We start from the raw sequence: 21090 nt of genomic DNA, 5'->3' as shown, positions 1-21090 counted from the left end.
TCAATGTTGCAGGCCAATTTATGCCTGACTTAAAAGCCACACGGGCAGATCACTGCCCGTGTGCATTATCGCATGGCGATATTACAGTTTTGCGGCTAATGCAGCTTCCAGTTTGTTCTGGTCAGCCACGAAACCACGGATACCTTCAGCCAATTTTTCTGTCGCCATTGGATCCTGATTCAATTCAAAGCGGAACTGCTCTTCTGTCAATTTGGCAGGCACTTCTTTGGTTTTTCCGCCATCTTTCAACACTTGAGTCAATGTACCTTCAGTTGCAGCCAACTCTTGCAGCAGGTTTGGAGACACGGTCAAACGGTCACAACCAGCCAAGGCAATCAGCTCGCCAGTGTTACGGAAAGAAGCACCCATTACCACGGTTTTGTAACCGTGCTCTTTATAGTACTGGTAGATTGCGCGCACAGAAACTACACCTGGGTCAGTTTCTTGTGTGTACTCAGTGCCTGGGTTTTTCGCTTTGTACCAGTCGAGGATACGGCCAACGAATGGGGAGATCAGGAATACGCCAGCTTCAGCACACGCACGGGCTTGACCAAAACCGAACAGCAAAGTCAGGTTACACTGGATGCCTTCTTTTTCAAGAATCTCACCGGCCTTGATACCTTCCCAGGTAGAAGCCAGTTTGATCAATACGCGGTCTTTGCTTATGCCAGACTCTTGGTACAGGCTGATCAATTTGCGACCTTTAGCAACCATGGCGTCGATATTGAAAGACAGACGTGCATCCACTTCTGTAGAAATACGGCCTGGAACCACTTTAGTGATTTCAGCGCCAATCAACACAGCCAATTTATCCGCTGCGTTTTCAATTTGTTGCTCTTTAGAGCCGCCTTGTGCTTTAGCATAAGCAATGGCAGTGTCAATCAATGGTGCGTATTCAGGGATTTGGCTAGCCTTCAACACCAGAGATGGGTTTGTGGTTGCATCCACAGGTTTAACACTTTTGATTGCTTCAACATCACCAGTGTCAGCCACGATGGTTGTCATTGCTTTCAACTGATCTAATAAATTTGCCATTCGATTGCTCCTAAAAATTGCAATTATCGTTTACGTATTGTTATACACAAAAACCTCGAACATTATAACTGAATTTATTTGAGTTGGTTAAGCCTCGTTTTGGCCTTGGATAAGCCCCGGGGCCAGGTCTACCTCACACACAACGCGTATTTTTTTGATTAAAATCAAATGATTGAGCCGGATTTTTACAGTGAATAAAGGCGCTTTGACTTTTCATTTACCCCCTTTTCGGGCACAATTCACCTTTTTTGCAAGTAATCTATCCGTTGGGCATATGGGCTCTGTCACCTCTTTAAATAAAGAACACCATCAGACTCGCTTCGCACAATTACCCGTAGACTGGTACCTCAACCCGGAAATCTATGCGCTGGAGCAGGCGCATTTGTTTTCCTTGCTGCCACAATACATGGGGCATACGCGCATGGTGCCTAACGCCGGAGACTACCGGGCGCTGGATTGGATGCACGACGCCGTGGCCTTGGTCAACCAGCAAGGCACGCCTCAACTGATCAGCAATATTTGCCGTCACCGGCAAGCAGTCATGCTCAATGGACAAGGCAATACGCAACATATCGTCTGTCCGCTTCATCGCTGGACATACGACCTGAGCGGACAATTGCTCGGCGCCCCGCATTTTGAGCAAACCCCTTGCCTGCACCTTGAAAAACAATCCCTGACAGAATGGCAAGGCCTGCTTTTTAAAGCGAACGAGACCACTGGCAAACAAAAAGGTCTGGAGATTAGCCAGGTGTTAAAAACGCTTGGTTGCAAGCAGGACTTTGACTTCACCGGCTATTATTTTGATTCGGCGATTGTGGATCACTATGATTTCAACTGGAAGACTTTTATCGAAGTCTACCTGGAAGACTACCATGTAGGCCCTTTCCACCCTGGCCTGAACCAGTTTGTTGATTGTGGTGAACTGCACTGGGAATTTGGCGAACACTACAGCGTACAAACCGTGGGCTACAAACCGCTGCCAGATTACAGCCTGTCGCCAGTCTACAAGCAGTGGCAACAAACGGTCACCGATTACCAACAAGGCACCGCGCCCAAATACGGCGCCATCTGGTTCGTCATGTATCCTTTCCTGATGATCGAGTGGTACCCCAATGTGTTGGTCGTCTCCCACATCATCCCGACCGGCGTCGAGTCGTGCAAAAACGTGGTCGAATTTTACTATCCAGAAGATATTGCGCTGTTTGAGCGTGAATACATCAAAGCGCAGCAAGCGGCTTATTTTGAGACCGCAGTAGAAGACAAGGAAATCTGCCAGCGTATGCAGGATGGCCGCAAAGGCTTGTATCTGCTAGGTAAAGATGAGCGTGGCCCCTATCAGCACCCGATGGAAACAGGACTGGAGCACTTCCATCAATGGTATCGCCGCCAGATGGAACCGCATCTACCTGCCCACTTGCCACGCTAACCGAACATCCATCTTACTGTTTCCGTTTGAAAAAACCACCTTCCCCACGCTCCTGGCACCCCCAACATTGGCAGCTGGGTAGCTACTGGATGTTGCTGGCAGGCTTGGGGTTTGCCATCATGGGCGCATTTGTCAAAGCAGGCGCAGCACGCTTCACCACCAGTGAACTGGTGTTTTACCGCTCTGCCTTTGGCTTTGTGATGATTGCCGCCATCGTTTACGGTCAAGGCAAGCAGATAAAAACACCGCTATTCAATATGCAGCTGCGCAGAGCCGGCGTGGGATTCACGGCCTTGCTGCTATTTTTCTATGCCATCGCGCATTTACCGCTGGCCACTGCCATCACACTCAACTACACCTCGCCCATGTTCCTCGCCCTGCTCTCCCCCTGGCTGCTCACAGGTGACCAGCCACTGACGCGCCAACAGCGATTGAGGCTTAATCTATGCGTGGTGGGAGGCTTTATTGGCATTTGCCTGCTCTTACAACCCACGTTCCATCGCGAGCAATGGCTGGCCGGGGGCGTGGGTCTGCTCTCAGGCATTGGGGCAGCGCTCGCCTATGTCCACGTCAAACAACTGGGGATACAAGGCGAACCCGACTGGCGTACCGTCTTTTACTTCACACTGGTGTGCACGCTTGCCAGTGGCGGCTGGATGTTGATCGACCATGTCACGCCCCTACGCTGGCAAGACCTGCCATTATTGTGCGGTCTCGGCCTCTCAGCCACCCTGAGTCAACTGGCGCTCACCCGCGCTTACCGCACAGGCAACACCTTGACGGTGGCAAGCCTGGCTTATAGCACCATCGTCTTTGCCACCCTGCTTGGGATGCTCTTCTGGGCAGAAGCCCTGAGTCTGCTTGAAACAGCAGGCATGCTGTTGATTATCTCCTTTGGTGTTTTAAGTACCCGCAGCCGCGCTTAAAGTAACCCCAAGGCCTTACCCTCCCCCAAAAGTGCAATAAAAAAAGTCATTCTTATTGCTAAGAATGACTTTTTATTAAAGACCTAAGCTGGTTTTAATTGAACGCTTATGGCTCTAGCAAGCCACAACGCATCGCAATCAGCGCAATCTCGGCAGAGTTTTGTGCGTTGAGTTTTTGTTTGATGTTATATAGGTGCGTGCCCACGGTACGCGGACTCAAAAACAAGGTTTCAGCAATCTCGTTGGTGGATTTGCCTCGCGCCAGCGACATAAACACTTCAAACTCACGTTCGCTGAGCACATCGACTGGATTTTGCTCACCTGATAATTGCTGAATCGCCATTTGCTGGGCCACGCTGGCTTCAAGATACTTTTTGCCTTGTGCCACACTGCGGATGGCTTTGATCAACTCTTCCGCCGCACTGCGTTTGGTGACATAGCCCATCGCACCGGCATTTAGCACGCGCTTGGGATGCACGGAGTCTTCATGTGCAGACAGTACAAGGATACGCGCGTGGCTGTCTTTGGCGAGAATCCGCTCAATCGCCTCCATGCCGCCGATACCAGGCATGGTGATATCCATCACCACCACTTGCGGATGATGCTCCTGATAGGCCTTGATGGCTGCCTCGCCACTTTCAGCTTCAGCAATCACCTTGATATCCTGGTCGGACTCCAGCAACATTTTAAAACCCATCCTGACCACGGCATGGTCATCCACCAGCATTACACTAATCACGCTTGTCTCCCCTTTATTTATGCTGATTGTATAGGCAACCGAACTTCCAGGGTGGTTCCACGGCCAGCATCTGGCTGCGAAACTACTTTAAATTGCCCATGCAATGCTTGTACACGTTCACGCATGCCCAGCAAGCCAAAATGCTTGGTCTGGTCCACGTTGTCGATATGCATCCCCACGCCATCATCGCAGATCATCAGGCGTAAGCCATCCTTATCCAGCAGTAAATGCACATTGATACATTGTGCATGCGCGTGCTTGATGGCGTTATTCACCGCCTCTTGCACAATGCGGTAAAGATTGATGTTCACATTCTCGCCCATGGGCTGAAACTCGCCAGAGACATGCAGCTGTATGCTTAATTCTGGATGCTGCGCCTGGTAACCGGATATCATATCTCGCAAGGTTTCCACCAGGCCCATATTATCCATGGCGGCCGGACGTAACTGGCGGATGATATTGTGCATGCCGTCGTAAATATGGTTGGCCGCCGCCACGATGGTCTGCGCATTGGCGGAGATATCAGGCGTGGTCGCCTTGGTTTTGTTCACAATAGCCACGGCAAAGGTTTTGATCGCGGTCACATACTGGCCGAGCTCATCATGCAGCTCACGCGCCAGGCTGCGCCGCTCGTCTTCAATATGCTGCTGTATCAGTTGCGTAAGCTGGCGGTTTTGCTCCAACTGGCGCTCGGCATCCAGCGAGACAGCCATCTGGTTCAAGCTTTGGCCAATACGGTCAAACTCGGGCAAAGAGAAGCGCTCCAGGCGCGTTGTCAAATCACCCTGCTCTATGCGGTTAATCGCATGCAAAATATGCCTGACCGGACGCAACGCATGACTCAGCAAGCCATACACTAGCAAGTTGAGCAGCACAAAAAAACCAATGCCCATAATCATCAATTGCCTAAAGCCGGACCAAGCCTCCCGAATCGAGCCTTCTGCACTGGAGTGAACAATCAGCACCCCATACCGCACCCGGCGCGTCACGGTTTCGACCTTGGGGGCCACCAGACGTACAAACCATTGTGGCGGGATGACTTCAGATTTAAAAGTGGAGCCAGGAGAAAGATACAACGGGTTATTGGCGTAGTCATACAGCTCAATCCGGCTGCTGCGCACATAGCCCAAAGAGCGTAAAAAATCCTGCAACACATAATGCGTCGGCCCCAGGCTGGGATTCATGGCAGAACTGACAATCACCGTATCCAGCAATTGCACCGTCACCCGCGTAGCCGCCTCCACCCGCTCACGAATACTGTCTTTGGTGTCGCGCACCAACACCACGCCTGCCGCGACCAAAAAAGCCAGCGACAGCATGGTGACTAAAAGATTTAACCTGAAACGTAAACTCATGGAGAGTGATGATAATCGCAATTGCCCTATTAGACTTTAACTACCGCGCATTCTCACAGCGTAAAATCATTAAATTCAACCAATCCGGCGCTTAGTCTTTAATCTTCAAAGCATCCCATTCCTTGGGTTTAGGCGGGTAAGCCAATGGCAGTTGATTCAGCGTCTCCAGCAACAAACGTGAAATCAGCAGATTGCGGTTGGTTTTAGAATTGGCCGGGATCACGTACCAAGGCGCATGTTCGGTAGAAGTGGCTTGCAAGGCAGACTCATACGCTTGCATATAATCCTCCCAAAGCGCGCGCTCCTCCAGGTCTTTTGGATTAAATTTCCAATGCTTAGTCGGTTCATCCAGACGCTCTTGCAGGCGCTCCTTTTGCTCTTCTTTCGAGATATGTAAAAAACACTTGATCAGTGTCGTGCCCGTCTCGGTCAACATACGCTCAAAATCGTTGATTTGCTGATAACGGCGCTTGCATTCCACCTCATCAATCCAGCCATGCACCTTCACAATCAGCACATCTTCATAATGACTACGGTTAAAAATCACCAACTCACCGTTTGCCGGCACCTGCGCATGCACCCGCCATAAATAATCATGCGCCAGCTCATCAGCGCTAGGCGCTTTAAAACTCGCCAGACGAATGCCTAACGGGTCACAAGCACTGAACACATGCTTCACTGTGCCATCCTTGCCGCTGGTATCCATGCCCTGCAACAGCAAAATCACCTTATGCTTGCCCTCAGCATGCAAAATATCCTGCCGCGCATTAATTGCCTCAGTCAGTTTTGCCAACTCGGCCAAATCCTGCGCTTTATCTTCACTCCGCGCTGAGCGGTCATCGGGAGAATATTGCTTGAGGGAGAATTTTTTAGGGTTGACGCGGTATTTTTCCAGCTTTTCCATGAGGCCTGCCAAGATGACAAAATCACAAGCAGTGTATCTCAAGCTGAGAGCGTTGCAAAAGGTGGGGTTAATTTAGGATCACAATGCGTGGGCAACAAGTTGCCCACCCTACTCGACTACAGGAGCCTAACGAATTAAGGTGAACACCTTAGCGTGTCTCGCCTGAATAATTGGTTATGCATACGATGTGAACAAACCTTGCGCAACAAACAGCCCCCATGTAAAAAAAGCATAGGAGACTAGGCCGAGAATAATACACAGGATATTAAAAACAAAAACTGCCTTACGAGCGGATGCATTGGTGCTGTCATATAGCCACTGGCTTAAATAAGTAAAGCCAGAGGTAACAGAAATTGCTAAAACACCTAAAGTAAAAGGCAACAAACAATGCCCAAAAGCAGCAACTTTAGTTGGTTGAAACTGAGCCAAGTGACCTATAAATGCAAGTAAAGCAATAGAAGCCCCACCGTTCAAAAGAAAAGATGATTTCATTGCATTTTGACCTGATGAGATAACTGAACGAAACATCTCTAGGTCACTTTCATGGTTCAGTTTGTTCGACTCAATCCAGTTTTGTAAGTCAGCCTTATATCTTTCAATTTCTACAGCTGTTGGTTCAATCTCAGGTGAATTTTGAACCTCTGTTAGATAGGCAATCAGGTTGTCACAATATATTGCCGCTGTACCCTTGGACTTTATGTCCTCAATCATCGACTTCATTTGTGCAGCAAACTGTTTAGTGCTCATAAAAAGCCTTTATGCATAACGTTAATTAGCCAAAAAAAGAACCTAAATTTTTATTTAGTACGGAAATATAAAATTAATAAAATAATTTATCATAATAAAATCAATGATTAGTTATTTTTTAATACACCATCATTTAAAGGATGGCGATATGAAAAACACACCTGAACTAAAACCGACAACTAAGGTGTTTCCGTTAACCTTAGAGCGATCGAAGCTTTAAGAAAACGCGATGAAGAAATCTATATACAAGAGATTTAAATCTTTTTTTTGAACCATTGCAAGCGCACTTCTTAATGTTTAATCATCCAGCATTCTTGCAATAAAAAACGCCAGCTTTCGCTGGCGTTTTTTATCAACATATCACTTATTTAGTCTTTAGAAGCACGTTTACGCTCGTGCTCCAGCAGGTAACGTTTGCGCAGACGAATGGTTTTTGGGGTGATTTCGACCAATTCGTCATCGTCAATAAACTCTACAGCACTTTCCAGGCTCAGCGAGACTGGCGGGATCAAACGCACCGCTTCGTCTGTACCAGAAGCACGCACGTTTGTGAGTTGTTTGCCCTTGATCGGGTTAACGACCAGGTCATTGTCGCGGCTATGAATGCCGATGATCATGCCTTCATACAGTCGGTCGCCTGGGCTAGAGAACATTTTGCCGCGATCTTGCAGCTTCCATAAGGCATAGGCAACGGCCTCGCCTTGTTCCGCTGAAATAAGTACACCATTACGACGGCCTGGCATGTCTGCTTTTACCGGGGCGTATTCGTCAAAAATATGCGCCATCAAGCCTGTACCACGGGTTAAGGTTAAAAACTCACCCTGGAATCCAATCAGGCCACGTGCTGGGATGCGGTATTCCAAACGTGTGCGACCGTTACCATCAGATTCCATGTTAGTCATTTCACCGCGACGACGGCCTAACTCCTCCATGACCGCGCCCTGATTTTCATCTTCAACGTCTACAGTCAGGATTTCATAAGGCTCACATTTTTCGCCATTGATTTCTCTGAACACAACGCGTGGTTTACCTACAGCAATTTCAAAGCCTTCACGACGCATGTTTTCCAGCAAAATGGTCAGGTGCAATTCACCACGACCAGACACACGGAAAACATCGGTGTCTTCAGTATCTTCAACGCGCAAAGCCACGTTAACCAACAACTCTTTGGTTAAACGATCACGAATTTGACGTGAGGTGATGAACTTACCTTCAGTCCCTGCTAATGGTGAGGTATTGACCATAAAGTCCATGGTCAAAGTCGGCTCATCTACGCCCAGATGTGGCAAACCAACAGGTTTGTCGCGATCACAGATGGTGAAACCAATACCGATTTCTTCGATCCCTGAAATGATCACAATGTCGCCTGCTTCGGCTTCTTCAACCGGCACACGCTCCAAACCTCTAAAACCGAGCACTTGGTTAATACGGCCTTGTGCGACCTGTTCATCTTCGCGCATCACTGCTACGACTTGGCCTGGCTTGATACGACCATTAGTGATACGACCAACGCCCAAACGACCTGTATATGTCGAATAGTCCAAGGCTGAAATTTGCAATTGCAATGGAGCATCGCTGTTGCCTTTTGGCGGCTCAACGTGACTCAAAATCGTTTCAAACAAGGCACGCATATTGTCTGAAGGATTTTTCAGGTCCAGCGTTGCAAAACCATTCAAGGCAGAGGCATAGACCACAGGGAAGTCTAATTGCTCATCCGTTGCACCCAAATTGGCAAACAAATCAAAAGTGTGGTTGATCACCCAATCCGGACGGGCACTTGGACGGTCTACCTTGTTAATCACGACAATAGGCTTCAAACCTAGTGCCAGTGCTTTCTTCGTCACGAAACGGGTTTGTGGCATGGGGCCGTCAACGGCATCCACCAACAGCAATACGCCATCCACCATACCCAATACACGCTCTACCTCACCACCAAAGTCGGCGTGGCCCGGGGTATCAACGATATTGATATGCGTGCCTTCATACGTTAAGGCGGTGTTTTTGGCCAAAATGGTAATGCCACGCTCTTTTTCGAGATCATTGCTATCCATCACACGCTCAGTCACCGCTTGGTGTGAGGCAAAAGTACCTGACTGTTGAAGTAGCTTATCGACCATGGTGGTTTTACCGTGGTCAACGTGGGCGATAATTGCGATATTTCTTAAATTGCGTGCCATGTGAACTGCCATCTGTTTGGAAAGGGCGCGATTTTATCACAAATCAACTAAATAATTGACTTTTAAAATAAAATGGATATACTGCGAGCAACTTTAAAGCGTTGCTGGTGCTCTACTAGCCCAATACGTTTTAAATTCATTGCCCTGACCTGTCGATAACTCGCGAATTTTTGAGGTTATCATCTTTAGATGAAGTCTTGATGACACCATCTTCTTTTATCGGTTAGTGGCCATGCCCAAGCGCCGGTAAAAGCAATCCATTCCTGATGTTGCTTTCGCTCAGCAAGTACTACATGCGCACTTTGTGCAATGTAATTGACTGGCTTTGCATTTGCTTTACTAGCGCCCTTTTTAATTGTTGATGAAAGGGACATTCCTTGTCTTTTGCAGATTTAAATCTCGACCCCTCCATTTTGCGCGCATTGACCGACGCAGGCTATGAAAACCCAACACCGATTCAGGCACAATCTATTCCTGAAGCATTGCAAGGCCGTGACATTATGGCTTCTGCACAAACCGGCACCGGCAAGACCGCTGCATTTACCCTGCCCGCTTTAAACTTGCTGGCAACACCACACCCGGTGCGCAGCCGTGGCCCACGTATCCTGGTACTTACACCAACCCGTGAACTGGCTGCACAAGTGAATGAAGCCGCACGTAAATACGGTAAATTCTTGCGTGCACGCTGCATCAGCATTGTGGGTGGCATGCCTTACCCATTGCAAAACAAGCTGCTGTCGCAACCACTGGATATTCTGGTAGCAACGCCAGGCCGTTTTATTGATCACCTTGAGCGTGGCCGCATTGACCTGAGCCGCCTGCAGATGCTGGTGCTGGATGAAGCTGACCGCATGCTGGATATGGGCTTTATGCCGGATGTAGAGCGTATTTGCGAAGCCTTGCCTGCTGAGCGCCAAACTTTACTGTTCTCTGCCACTCTTGACGGGATTATGGATATCGGCAAACGTTTCCTCAATAATCCACTCACTATTCAGGTGGCTGGTCAAAAAGAAAAACATGCCAACATTGAACAACGTTTGCACTTTGTGGATGACATGAACCACAAGAACAAACTGCTGGAGCACTTGCTGATTGCACCAGATGTCAATCAAACCATTATTTTCACCAGCACCAAGCGCCATGCCGATTTGTTGGCTGAAGACTTGTATGCTGCCGGCCATAGCACTGCCGCATTGCACGGCGACATGACTCAAGGTGCGCGTAACCGCACGCTGACAAAATTGCGCCACGGCGATGTAAAAGTGCTGGTAGCGACGGATGTTGCAGCGCGCGGCATTGATGTACAAGGTATTTCACACGTCATTAACTACGACCTGCCTAAATTTGCTGAAGACTATGTACACCGCATTGGCCGTACTGGCCGCGCCAACAATACCGGCGTTGCGATTTCGTTTGCTTCAAACGCCGATCGTCATTTGCTGCGCAAAATCGAGCAATATACTGGCCAGAAATTACAGGCTGAAGTGATTGCCGGTTTTGAGCCAAAACGTGCGGTACGCATGGATGATGGCGATAGCCGTCGTGGCAAGCGCCCTGGCAAACCACAAGGTAAAGGTGGCTTCCGTCGCGACGAGCGTTCAGCACAGCCAAAATCATTTGGTGAACGTGTTGCACGTGAAGGCCAGCGCGATGCGCAAAACAATAAGCCACGTGCACCGCGTACCCCAGAAGCTGGACAAAGCAAAGAAGTCAACGGTAACAGCAAGAGCTACAACAAGGATACCGACTTCCAGTTTGCCCGCGCATTGGCGGACGAGTTTGGCCAGCGCCGCCCACGTCCAACCAATAGCCAGGAACGCTTCGGCAACCCTAACGCCAGCCGCAGCAATCAAAAACCACGTCCAGCGGGAAAATCCTTTGGTGACAATGGTGGTGGCGCCGCCAAACGTCCTCGTTCATTTGCCTAAGCCTAGCCTATGACTGAGCAAACCATTGTAGATTTTCGTGCGCTCGGCCTGGCCGAGCCGCTGTTAAAAGCGATTGAGGAATCCGGGTATACCACGCCGACGCCGATTCAGGCGCAGGCGATTCCTCTTGCCTTGCAGCACATGGATTTGATGGCCGGTGCGCAAACCGGGACGGGCAAAACGGCGGCGTTTTCGCTGCCAATTTTGCATACCCTGCTACCATTGGCCAGCACCAGCACCTCGCCAGCCAAGCATCCCATCCGGGCCTTGGTACTGGCGCCGACTCGTGAGCTGGCGATTCAGGTATACGACAACATCAAAACCTATGCCAAACACACGGCTTTGCGTAGTACCGTGGTGTATGGCGGTGTAGATATCAAGACGCAAACGCCTATCCTCAAGACGGGCGTTGAAATTCTGGTCGCGACACCTGGGCGACTGCTGGACCATGTCGAACAAAAAACCTTGTCGTTAAACCAGGTACAGTTTCTGGTGTTGGATGAAGCCGACCGCATGCTGGATATGGGCTTTATGCCTGACTTGAAGCGCATTCTGGCCTTGTTGCCAAAACAGCGGCAAAATCTGATGTTCTCGGCGACATTTTCTGATGAAATCAAAAAACTGGCAGATGCGTTTTTAAATAATCCGACATTGATTGAAGTGGCACGCAGCAACGCCACCAACGACAATGTGGAACAAAAAGCGTTTTTGGTGAACACTGACCAGAAACAACGTTTTTTGGTACAACTGCTCAAGCAATACCCCAATCAGCAAGTGATTGTTTTTACCAAAACCAAGCTTTCGGCCAGCAAGCTGGCTAGAGCCCTGGAACGTGATCAGGTGCCTTGTAGCGCGATTCATGGTGACAAATCGCAAAAAGAACGGATCGAAGCGCTTGATGCGTTTAAGGCGGGCAGTATTCACGCATTGGTTGCGACCGATGTTGCCGCACGCGGTCTGGATATCACGGACTTGCCGTTGGTGGTTAACTACGAAATCTCTACTGCGCCAGAAGATTACGTGCACCGTATTGGCCGTACAGGCCGTGCAGGCGCTAAAGGCATTGCCATTTCGCTGATCGACGAGGATGAAACCAAGTATTTTGACGAGATTGAAAAGCTCATCAAAAAACAGATTCCAAAAGAAAAAGCGAATGTCAGCAGCAGTACGACCCCTACGCGTTCACGCCCCTCTAAAGCCTCCAGCGGCAAGGATGCCTGGTTTGAGCAGCCTTACCAGCCAGCCGCCGCCACGGCCGCGCCCAAAGCAGTCACGGCAAAATCTGCAGCAAACGTAAAACGCAAAGTGGTTGCCGCGCTGCTGGGTGGATTTGGCTTTAAAGCGACGCCGCAAAACCGCACGCAAGCCAAGCGCACGACAGGCAGGTCTAAGCAGAAATCAGATCTCCCTGCTCAGCAACCTGCTGAAAATGCAGCGGAGACCGCGAATATTGAGTCTTAAGCCTGCAATCCCAGAGACGACACTGAAGTCCTGGAACTGGGATCGCGATGATGACAAAGCCCCGAGAGTCGGGGCTTTTTCTTTCTGCGGATGAGAGGTTGAGCTTGCGAATATTAATATTAAGGGGATTAACCCTCGCGATTGCGCATAAAATCCGCCACGCCATACAATTGATTGGCAATATGCTTCATCAGCGACTCGTCAAACTGTAAGGCATGCATGGCTTTAATCATGCAATACATCCATTGATCGCGCTCGGACTCACCAATGGAAAACGGCAAATGCCGTGCCCGTAATCTGGGATGACCATAGCGTTCGATATACAACTGCGGCCCACCCGTCCAGCCAGTTAAAAACATAAACAGCTTTTCGCGTGCCTCGGTGAGATCTGGCTGGTGAATGGCGCGTAACCCCGCCGCTTTTGGGTCGCTATCCATGATGTCATAAAAGGTTTCCACCAGCTGTCGGATGGTCTCAGTCCCTTTTTCTGTGCCGCCCAGCCAGTCAAACAACGATTGTTTGGAAGCATTTGGCTCTTGAATTTCAGTCATTGCCACACCAGTTATCCTGCGACTTTAGGCGTGACCAGACCCGCAGCCTCTTTGGCACGCGCACGCGCGAGGTCAGTATTGTCAGCGGTCGCCAAGGCGACGCCCATGCGACGCCGCACAAAAGACTCCGGCTTGCCAAACAAGCGAATCTCGCTGTTAGGTACTGACATGGCCGCTTCCAGACCGTGATAGGCCAGTGTTTTGGTATCTGCACCGCCATAAATGACGGCGCTTGCGCCAGTCTCACGCTGAGTCACATCCACAGGCAAGCCTAAAATCGCACGCGCATGCAGTTCAAACTCATTCAGGCGCTGCGTGCACATGGTGACCATCCCAGTGTCGTGCGGACGAGGGCTAACCTCAGAGAACCAAACCTGCTCACCTTTGACAAACAGCTCAACGCCAAACAAGCCCTGACCACCCAAGGCATCCGTCACTTTTTTGGCAATGTCCTGAGCATTTTTCAAGGCTAGCGCATCCATTGCTTGTGGCTGCCAGCTCTCAACGTAATCGCCCTGCTTTTGCACATGGCCAATCGGCGCGCAAAAATGCGTTTCAATCTCGCCAGCGGCATTTTTGGCACGCACGGTTAACAAGGTGATTTCATAATCAAAATCAATCTGACCTTCGACAATCACCACCCCTTGATTGACACGCCCCGCACTGGCGGCATACTCCCAGGCGGCCTTCACTTCTGAGGCTTGTGTAATGCGGGATTGACCTTTACCAGACGAAGACATGGTGGGCTTGATAAAGCATGGATAACCAATACCACCGTCAATCGCTGCTTGCAATTCAGCTTCAGAACGGGCAAACGCATACGGTGACGTCGGCAGGTTTAATTCTTCCGCGGCCAGCCGGCGTATCCCTTCACGGTTCATGGTGAGTTGCACGGCACGTACAGTAGGCACCACCGTGACGCCTGTGGCTTCAATCTCGGCCAGCGCCTGCGTATTCAACGCCTCGATTTCCGGGACGATATAATGTGGTTTGACCTGACTCACCAAGGTTTTAAGCGCATCCGCGTCAGTCATATCAATCGCATAGGCATGATGGGCAACTTGGTGACCAGGCGCATGCTCATAACGGTCAACCGCAATGACTTCCACCCCCAAACGCTGCAAGGCAATAATCACCTCTTTGCCAAGTTCGCCACTGCCCAACAACATGACTTTGGTCGCATTTGCGCTTAACGGGGTACCAATCATTTTTAGCTCCACTGTAAAAGCGTAATGATACCATGCGCGATTTATGTGCAAGAGGCCGTACGCTTGATTTACATCATGCAACAACCACGCACGGGCATAACAAAACGCCCCGCAGTTGCGAGGCGTTTTATTCAGGATGCCAGAGATTCAGCGCGTTATACAGAGATACCATGTTTATCCATACGATAGCGCATGGTCATTCTCGTGATGCCCAGCAATCTTGCGGCCTTAGAGACATTGTTACGCGATTGCTCCAAGGCATTTAGCAGCATGGCTTTTTCTGCATCATCCAGCGTCACCTGGCTGTCGCCTTGCAAGACACTCGCCACCTGGTTCATGCCAACCTGAGGCAAGCCCAAGTCAAGCTCGGAAATCATAGACTGTGTGCACATCAAAACCGCACGGCTGATTTGATGACGCAACTCACGGACATTGCCCGGCCAGTGATAGGTTTGCATTGCCATTAATGCCGCGGCGCTAAACTCATGATGCGGCAAGGCGTAGCGCTTCTCAGTCAGTTGCCGGAAATAATTGGCCAGCAACAAGACATCTGCCCCACGATCACGCAAGGGAGGCATTTTCATGGTGATCACGTTCAGGCGGTAATACAGATCCGAACGGAAGCGCCCCTCATTCGACATCTGGTATAAATCACGATTGGTGGCGGCAATAATACGCGCGTTCACGGGACGTTCCTTGGTAGAGCCCAAGCGACGCACCATTCTGCGCTCAAGTACATTGAGTAATTTTGCCTGTAAACCCAACGGCAACTCGCCGATTTCATCGAGGAACAAGGTACCATCTTCTGCAGATTCGATCAGGCCTGGCCGCGAGGAAACTGCATTGGTAAATGCGCCTTTCTCATGCCCAAACAGCTCACTCTCAATCAGCTCAGCCGGTAAAGAGGCACAATCCACATGCACAAAAGGTTTGTCATGATTGGCACAACTGCCATGCAAAAAACGTGCAACAACGTCTTTGCCCGTGCCGGTTTCTCCTGTAATCAACACCGTCGGTTGCACGGCATCACTGAGCGCACTTAACTGGGCAATACGCGTGATCTGTTGGCGCACACTTTGCATAGGCGTACTTTCGCCTATCAGTTGAACGGAGTCATTAGCAACGGCATTGCGCTGGCGCGAGTAATCCAGGCTGGTTTGCAGTTCTGTCGTCTTCTCGTTTTTCTGAATAATGAGCAATAACTCTTCAAGATCAATGGGCTTTTTTAAGTAATCAATGGCCCCCAGCTTGATGGCATTGACCGCATCACTCACGTCACCAAACGCAGTCATGACAATCGTATTGATATTTCTGGCAATAAACTCTGATAACAGGTCTAGACCATTGCCATCGGGCAGGCGCATATCCAACAGCGCCATATCCGGTTCAAACTGCTTGATTAGCAGTCTTGCATCGCTTAAAGATTCTGCGTGCTCGCACTCAAATCCTGCTTTTTGCAAACGCTTAACCACCGCGCGCGCAAAAAGCGCCTCATCCTCTACCAGCAAGATTTTTTTCTTGAGAGGCATTAAGCTGGATTTATCCACTGATGATGAAAGTTGTGAAAGCACGCATCCTCCTCGTTTATTTAGTCTTTATCGTAAGAAGCGACGGACTTTTTGACGCCAAAATCGTAACGCGCACCGATCCAGCCTGCTCTTGGCGCACCAGGCGCATAAAACGTATCGTTGGTTTCATTGCCACTAAACTGGCCGGTAGTCGGGTCAATCGGATTCTGACCCAGCATGCCCAAGCTGTAATACTCGCGGTCAAACACATTATTCACACGGGCGAAGATGTTCCAGCCATTGTCAAACCGGTAGTTTGTGAACAGATTCACTACCGTATAACCACGGACTTTTGCGCCAGAACTTGTATCCTTGTTGTTTTCGTTGCCACGTGAATACTGGCTGGAGAAGGCCACAATATTGCTGCCCACATTCCAGGCAGAAGTCACGTCATAGCCCAAGCCCAGTTTAAACTGATGTTTTGGGATACCTGCCAGGTAATCTCCCTTGTTCACCTGAATAAAGCTGTTGCCTGACGCAGGATCTACAGTAGCGCTGGTATTCACCTGATTCGCAATCTGGAAGGAAGACTCGTAGGTAGCCTGCACAAAGCTATAGCCCAGATTCCATGAAAATGCATCCATACGCCCTGCAAGACTCGCATCAAGCCCCTGACGCTTGGTTTTACTGATATTAGAGAAAAAACCAGCGCCGTTATTGAGGGCGGTCGCAGAGGTCAGAAACTGAATGTCATTGGTGTTGATCGTATGATAGGCACCCAGACTCCAGGTGATTGTCGGTGTCAGGAAGCCACGCAGCCCGGCATCATAGGTTTTGCTAACCACTTGTTTGAGTGGTGGGTCACCGGCCATTGCGTTAGGCAATTTACAAGGATTGTTTTCATCCGCACATCCCAGCTCGATAGAGGTAGGTGCGCGGCTGCTTTCACTATAAGACGCATATGCCGTCAATTGATTGCTGGGCGTAAAATTAATCCCTAATGATGGGTTCAGACGGTTAAAAGTGTGTGTGCCAGTCAGCGAGCCAGAACCACTGGGCGTGATCTTGTCATCATTATCAATTTTGGTGGTGTTGTAACGGGCAGAGGCTGTCACATGCCAGTAGGGATTCAAAGACAAGGTATCCGTCGCAAAGACGCTCCATGTGCGGTTCACACCGCTCAAATTCACCTGGTCGGTCAAGGCATTAAACTCGCCATTACCATCCACGCCACGATAGCTGTTTAACAAGCCAAACTCGGTATTCTGCGAGAACTTGGTCTTACCGCGGTTGTAGCCCAAGCCGCTGATAAACTGGTTTTTCAGGCCAAGCAAATCTTGAGAAAAGGTTAACTGTGAGGTAAAGCCATAACTCTTCTGCGTTAATCTGCTGCGGTTAATCGCACCTGAGCAGTTCTCGTCGGCATCTGGACCACTACAATTAGCATTGTTGTCGTCTAAACCAGCAGCAGATAACTCAAAACCATCATTTAAGTCACCATTGAAGGTTTTGGTACGCACATCACGGTAATAAACATTCCCACTTAACTGAATGTCGTCAGCAAAGTAATGGCTCAAATTAAGGTTTACAAAAGCCATGTTATTCTTGGTTTGGTCAGGCACGGTAAAATTGCTTTTGTAGCCCAAAGAATCCAGCAAACTGCCTGCTTGCAAACCATTGCCACGCATTTTGTTATCTGCGAGCGACAAGCTGACATTGACAGCCGTTTTATCATTCTGCCAACCGGCCTTGGTAAACAGCTGCTTGACGCGGGAGGCTGAAAAACTACGCCAGCCATCCTCTTCAAAACTATTGCCAGAGATAAAGAAATCTTTAGAACCGTCTTCGGACACGCCACCATATTCTGCATTCAACACATGACGGCCCCAGGAACCAGTGTAGGCCTCAACAGCGCCGCCCTGGTTGGTACGGCCACTCTTGGTCTGCACTGAAATCGCCCCGCCTAAAGTGTTCAAACCAAACAATGGGTTAGAGCCTGGAATCAAAGTCATCTGATTAATGGCGTTCATCGGAATCAGGTCCCAGTTCACCACGTCACCAAAGGCTTCGTTCACACGTACGCCATCGACATACACGGACAATCCTTGTGGCGTGCCAAGCAAAGGGGAAGCGGTAAAACCGTGATAGTTCACATCGGGCTGGAATGGGTTGTTCTGTGTTTCATTCACATTCACCCCAAGCATATTCTGGTTCATGTAGTCGCCTAATGTCAGGCTCTTTTGCTTGACCAGCTCTTTTTGTTTCACTTGCTGCACGCCAGCAGGAATGTGCTCAAGAGGCACACCAACCCCATTCAGCGGCGTGGTGCTGATGACCTCGACTTTATCCAATTGCACCTCTTCAGCTTGCACAGCAACCGCATGCGCCGCATAAGCAGAGAGAATGGCCATCAACAATGGTTTGACTGCTTGTTTATTCATAACGAATGATCCTTTTCCCGAGAATACTTAAATGAATGTCTTTTGGCTGCAAAAAACATTCAAGGTATTGAGCAAAAATCATTCCATTGTGAGGCTAAAAAAATATCTTTTTTTAATCAATGAGATAAAAATAAATCTGGTTTATTACAACCAGATTTTATCTTAAAATTGGTTTATTACAACCAATTTAACAACCACCATTGGATATATACAACCAATTACAGAAGAGAGGGAGACGGCGTCAGGCTGATTTCCAGACCGTAAGCATTGCGGCCAGGCTGCCAGGCGGCATCCACCGCCAGCCCTGCCAGTGAGACCAGCGTTTCAGAAGCGCCTGGATGGGTGGTGGTCACTTGGACCAAAGGATAAAAAGCACGTTGCCATGGCGGAATGCCAAGCATTTGAAAAAGGATCTTCAATTCACGTCGTGGGCGCTTGGCATCAGGCTGCAAACTCTCACCCCCTGCCCTAGGCATCAACTTGAGCGAAGTGCCTTCAGCAAGCACCAAAGGCTGCCCATACCTCCGGTTAAGGGTAATCGCTGCCGGGGAAACCCCCAGTCTGGCCAAAGCAATCCCGCGCGCTTTCACGACTTTAAACTGCACTTGCCATTCACCCCATTGCTGCGAGGCTTGCCCTTGCCACACCAGCGGTGTTTGCGGCAATGCGCTTGGTTTGGTAACGCAATACAGGCGTTGCTGGTAATGGTGCAAATAAGCTGACTGATGCGAGGCTTGGCCTTGTAACGGCAAATGCAGATAACGGTTAGGTTTGACCGATGAAAGCTGCTGCCAATATTCTTGCAATTGATCCTGATTGGGCATCCGTAACTGCAACTGTTGAAACCAATGGCGGAGCAAGTTTTTGGCGCGGACATCACCCAATGCATACAGCTTTGACATCGCAATCGATTGCCCCAGCCATTCGGCTTGCAAATCACATTGCGCCAAGTCCTGGCTGGCCAGTACATCCAGCAAACTCTGCGCGTCTGCCATGTGCCCCGCCGTTCTCAACAATGACTGATCCACTTGCGGATAACGTTCGCGCAACACTGGCATCACTGCATGACGCATAAAATTGCGGTCGTAAACCGTATCTGCGTTGCTTTCGTCTTCTACCCATTGCAAGTGGTGTGCGGTAGCAAACTGTAAAAGTGCAGCTTTTGGCACGCTTAACAGCGGCCGATACAAGCGGCGTGCGCCATCCCACGCGGCCATGGCACTCAAGCCCTTGACGCCAGCGCCTCGTACCAGTTGCAGCATCAACGTCTCTGACTGGTCTTGCAGATGATGAGCCGTCACAATCGTATCTGCACCGATCTGCTGACGCTGTTGCTCCAGGGCATGATAGCGTGCTTCTCGGGCGGTGGCCTCCAGGCCTTGTCCGCTTTGCAAATCTACGCGCACCTTGTCAGCAAAAAAAGGGACATTGTAGGTCTGGCAACGGTGTTCGCATTGTTGCAACCACGCATCGGCATTAGGACTCAAGCCATGATGCACATGCATGGCTGACAGCCGAAATGGCAATCGCTGGCAGAGCTCTGCGAGCAGATGTAACAACACCATAGAATCTACGCCACCGCTCAGTGCGAGTAGCAGATGTGGTGTGTTGGCATCCGGATTTGACAGCCCAGCCAGAAAACCAGATAACTGGCTTTCCAGGCTGGTCATAAGAGAAGCATTACTTTTCACTGGCCGCTTTAAATTTACCGTAACTCATCAGACGCTGGTAACGTGTCTCCAGCAACTGCGGTATTTTTTTGGCTTGCAATGCTTTCAACTGTTGGCCGATCGCTTGCGAGACCTTCTCCATCACATCTTCATAATTACGATGTGCGCCACCCAGCGGCTCGTTGATAATGGTATCAATCAAGCCCAAAGACTTGAGCCTGTCTGCGGTAATGCCCAAGGTTTCGGCGGCTTCCGGGGCCTTGCTGGCGCTCTTCCACAAAATGGACGCACAGCCTTCAGGCGAAATCACCGAGTAAGTGGAATATTGCAGCATATTCAAATGATCCACCACGCCCAAGGCCAGCGCACCACCAGAACCGCCCTCACCGATCACCACGCCAATAATCGGCGTTTTCAGTTCGGCCATGACATACAAATTGCGTGCAATCGCTTCTGACTGGCCGCGCTCTTCAGCCCCAATGCCGGGATAGGCGCCTGGCGTATCAATAAAGGTGATAATCGGCATCTTGAACTTTTCGGCCAGACGGAACAGGCGCAGCGCCTTGCGGTAGCCTTCAGGACGCGGCATACCGAAATTGCGGTATTGGCGTTCTTTGATATCGCGGCCTTTTTGATGGCCCATGACCATGACCGGAATGCCTTTAAAGCGCGCAATGCCGCCGACAATGGCCGGGTCATCTGCATAGGCACGGTCGCCATGCAACTCCTGGAAATCAGTAAACAAGGCATTGATATAGTCTGCAGTATAGGGGCGCTGCGGATGGCGGGCCACCTGGGAAATCTGCCAGGCAGTCAAGGCCTGGAAGGTATCCTGCAATAGCTTGGTATTCTTCTTTTGTAACAAATCCAGCTCTTTGGAAATATCCAGAGAGTCATGCTCGTCATGCGAAACTTGCAGCGCGTCAATCCGCTTTTCCAGTTCGGCAATCGGTTGTTCAAAATCAAGATAAGTCAGTTTACTAGGCGTTAAACGTTTTACACTCATTGGAATTC

Annotated in this window: 16 protein-coding genes; 4 read left to right on the top strand and 12 right to left on the bottom strand. The window is 49.7% G+C overall.

Features of this window, described 5'->3' with window-relative positions:
• Positions 1-81 precede the first annotated feature (81 nt).
• Positions 82-1035 (bottom strand): transaldolase, encoded by a 954-nt coding sequence (gene tal / locus ACT53G_RS06525; protein WP_194747660.1) that lies wholly within the window; start codon positions 1033-1035, stop codon positions 82-84.
• Between the two features lie 274 nt (positions 1036-1309).
• On the opposite strand from tal, the gene ACT53G_RS06520 reads away from it, so the two are divergent.
• Entirely contained in the window at positions 1310-2461 is a 1152-nt protein-coding gene (locus ACT53G_RS06520) for an aromatic ring-hydroxylating oxygenase subunit alpha (RefSeq protein WP_194747662.1), read from the top strand.
• Between the two features lie 89 nt (positions 2462-2550).
• On the top strand, positions 2551-3387 hold the full coding sequence (locus ACT53G_RS06515) for a DMT family transporter (RefSeq protein ID WP_476169014.1): 837 nt from the start codon (positions 2551-2553) through the stop codon (positions 3385-3387).
• A gap of 106 nt (positions 3388-3493) precedes the next feature.
• Here ACT53G_RS06515 and ACT53G_RS06510 read toward each other — a convergent pair whose 3' ends face one another.
• The 5 genes from ACT53G_RS06510 to typA form a co-directional block, all read right to left on the bottom strand.
• Positions 3494-4114 (bottom strand): response regulator, encoded by a 621-nt coding sequence (locus tag ACT53G_RS06510; RefSeq protein ID WP_194748431.1) that lies wholly within the window; start codon positions 4112-4114, stop codon positions 3494-3496.
• 29 nt (positions 4115-4143) lie between these two features.
• On the bottom strand, positions 4144-5445 hold the full coding sequence (locus ACT53G_RS06505) for an ATP-binding protein (RefSeq protein WP_194748432.1): 1302 nt from the start codon (positions 5443-5445) through the stop codon (positions 4144-4146).
• A gap of 127 nt (positions 5446-5572) precedes the next feature.
• A complete protein-coding gene (locus ACT53G_RS06500; RefSeq protein WP_476168989.1) occupies positions 5573-6385 on the bottom strand; it encodes a polyphosphate kinase 2 family protein in 813 nt (270 codons plus the stop codon).
• A gap of 174 nt (positions 6386-6559) precedes the next feature.
• The gene (locus tag ACT53G_RS06495) at positions 6560-7132 is read right to left on the bottom strand and encodes a hypothetical protein (protein WP_476168988.1); all 573 of its coding nucleotides are present in this window, start codon (positions 7130-7132) and stop codon (positions 6560-6562) included.
• A 368-nt stretch (positions 7133-7500) separates the two neighbouring features.
• Positions 7501-9309: a translational GTPase TypA gene (gene typA, locus ACT53G_RS06490; RefSeq protein ID WP_194747666.1), complete on the bottom strand. Its 1809-nt coding sequence runs from the start codon at positions 9307-9309 to the stop codon at positions 7501-7503.
• Between the two features lie 377 nt (positions 9310-9686).
• Here typA and ACT53G_RS06485 point away from each other — a divergent pair, with 377 nt between their 5' ends.
• Together ACT53G_RS06485 and ACT53G_RS06480 are read left to right on the top strand one after the other, a co-directional pair.
• Positions 9687-11237 carry a DEAD/DEAH box helicase gene (locus tag ACT53G_RS06485; RefSeq protein WP_194747667.1) on the top strand — a complete coding sequence of 517 codons (1551 nt, stop codon included), beginning with the start codon at positions 9687-9689 and terminating at the stop codon, positions 11235-11237.
• 9 nt (positions 11238-11246) lie between these two features.
• Positions 11247-12698, top strand: coding sequence for a DEAD/DEAH box helicase (locus ACT53G_RS06480; RefSeq protein ID WP_476168987.1), 1452 nt, complete (start codon positions 11247-11249; stop codon positions 12696-12698).
• Positions 12699-12826: 128 nt separating this feature from the next.
• Here ACT53G_RS06480 and ACT53G_RS06475 read toward each other — a convergent pair whose 3' ends face one another.
• From ACT53G_RS06475 to ACT53G_RS06450, 6 genes are all read right to left on the bottom strand, one after another.
• Positions 12827-13249 (bottom strand): group II truncated hemoglobin, encoded by a 423-nt coding sequence (locus tag ACT53G_RS06475; protein WP_338654243.1) that lies wholly within the window; start codon positions 13247-13249, stop codon positions 12827-12829.
• A gap of 11 nt (positions 13250-13260) precedes the next feature.
• The gene (purT, locus tag ACT53G_RS06470; protein ID WP_313987652.1) at positions 13261-14457 is read right to left on the bottom strand and encodes a formate-dependent phosphoribosylglycinamide formyltransferase; all 1197 of its coding nucleotides are present in this window, start codon (positions 14455-14457) and stop codon (positions 13261-13263) included.
• 155 nt (positions 14458-14612) lie between these two features.
• Positions 14613-16028, bottom strand: coding sequence for a sigma-54-dependent transcriptional regulator (locus tag ACT53G_RS06465; RefSeq protein ID WP_194747671.1), 1416 nt, complete (start codon positions 16026-16028; stop codon positions 14613-14615).
• Positions 16029-16045: 17 nt separating this feature from the next.
• The gene (locus ACT53G_RS06460; RefSeq protein WP_476168986.1) at positions 16046-18406 is read right to left on the bottom strand and encodes a TonB-dependent receptor; all 2361 of its coding nucleotides are present in this window, start codon (positions 18404-18406) and stop codon (positions 16046-16048) included.
• A gap of 218 nt (positions 18407-18624) precedes the next feature.
• Positions 18625-20076: a tRNA lysidine(34) synthetase TilS gene (gene tilS, locus ACT53G_RS06455; RefSeq protein ID WP_476168985.1), complete on the bottom strand. Its 1452-nt coding sequence runs from the start codon at positions 20074-20076 to the stop codon at positions 18625-18627.
• Positions 20077-20086: 10 nt separating this feature from the next.
• On the bottom strand, positions 20087-21082 hold the full coding sequence (locus ACT53G_RS06450; protein WP_194747675.1) for an acetyl-CoA carboxylase carboxyltransferase subunit alpha: 996 nt from the start codon (positions 21080-21082) through the stop codon (positions 20087-20089).
• Between the last annotated feature and the right edge of the window lie 8 nt (positions 21083-21090).

The organism is Methylophilus sp. DMC18, assembly GCF_056314005.1.
Note: the sequence above shows the minus strand (reverse complement) of the source record. Positions and strands in the feature narration are given on the sequence as shown.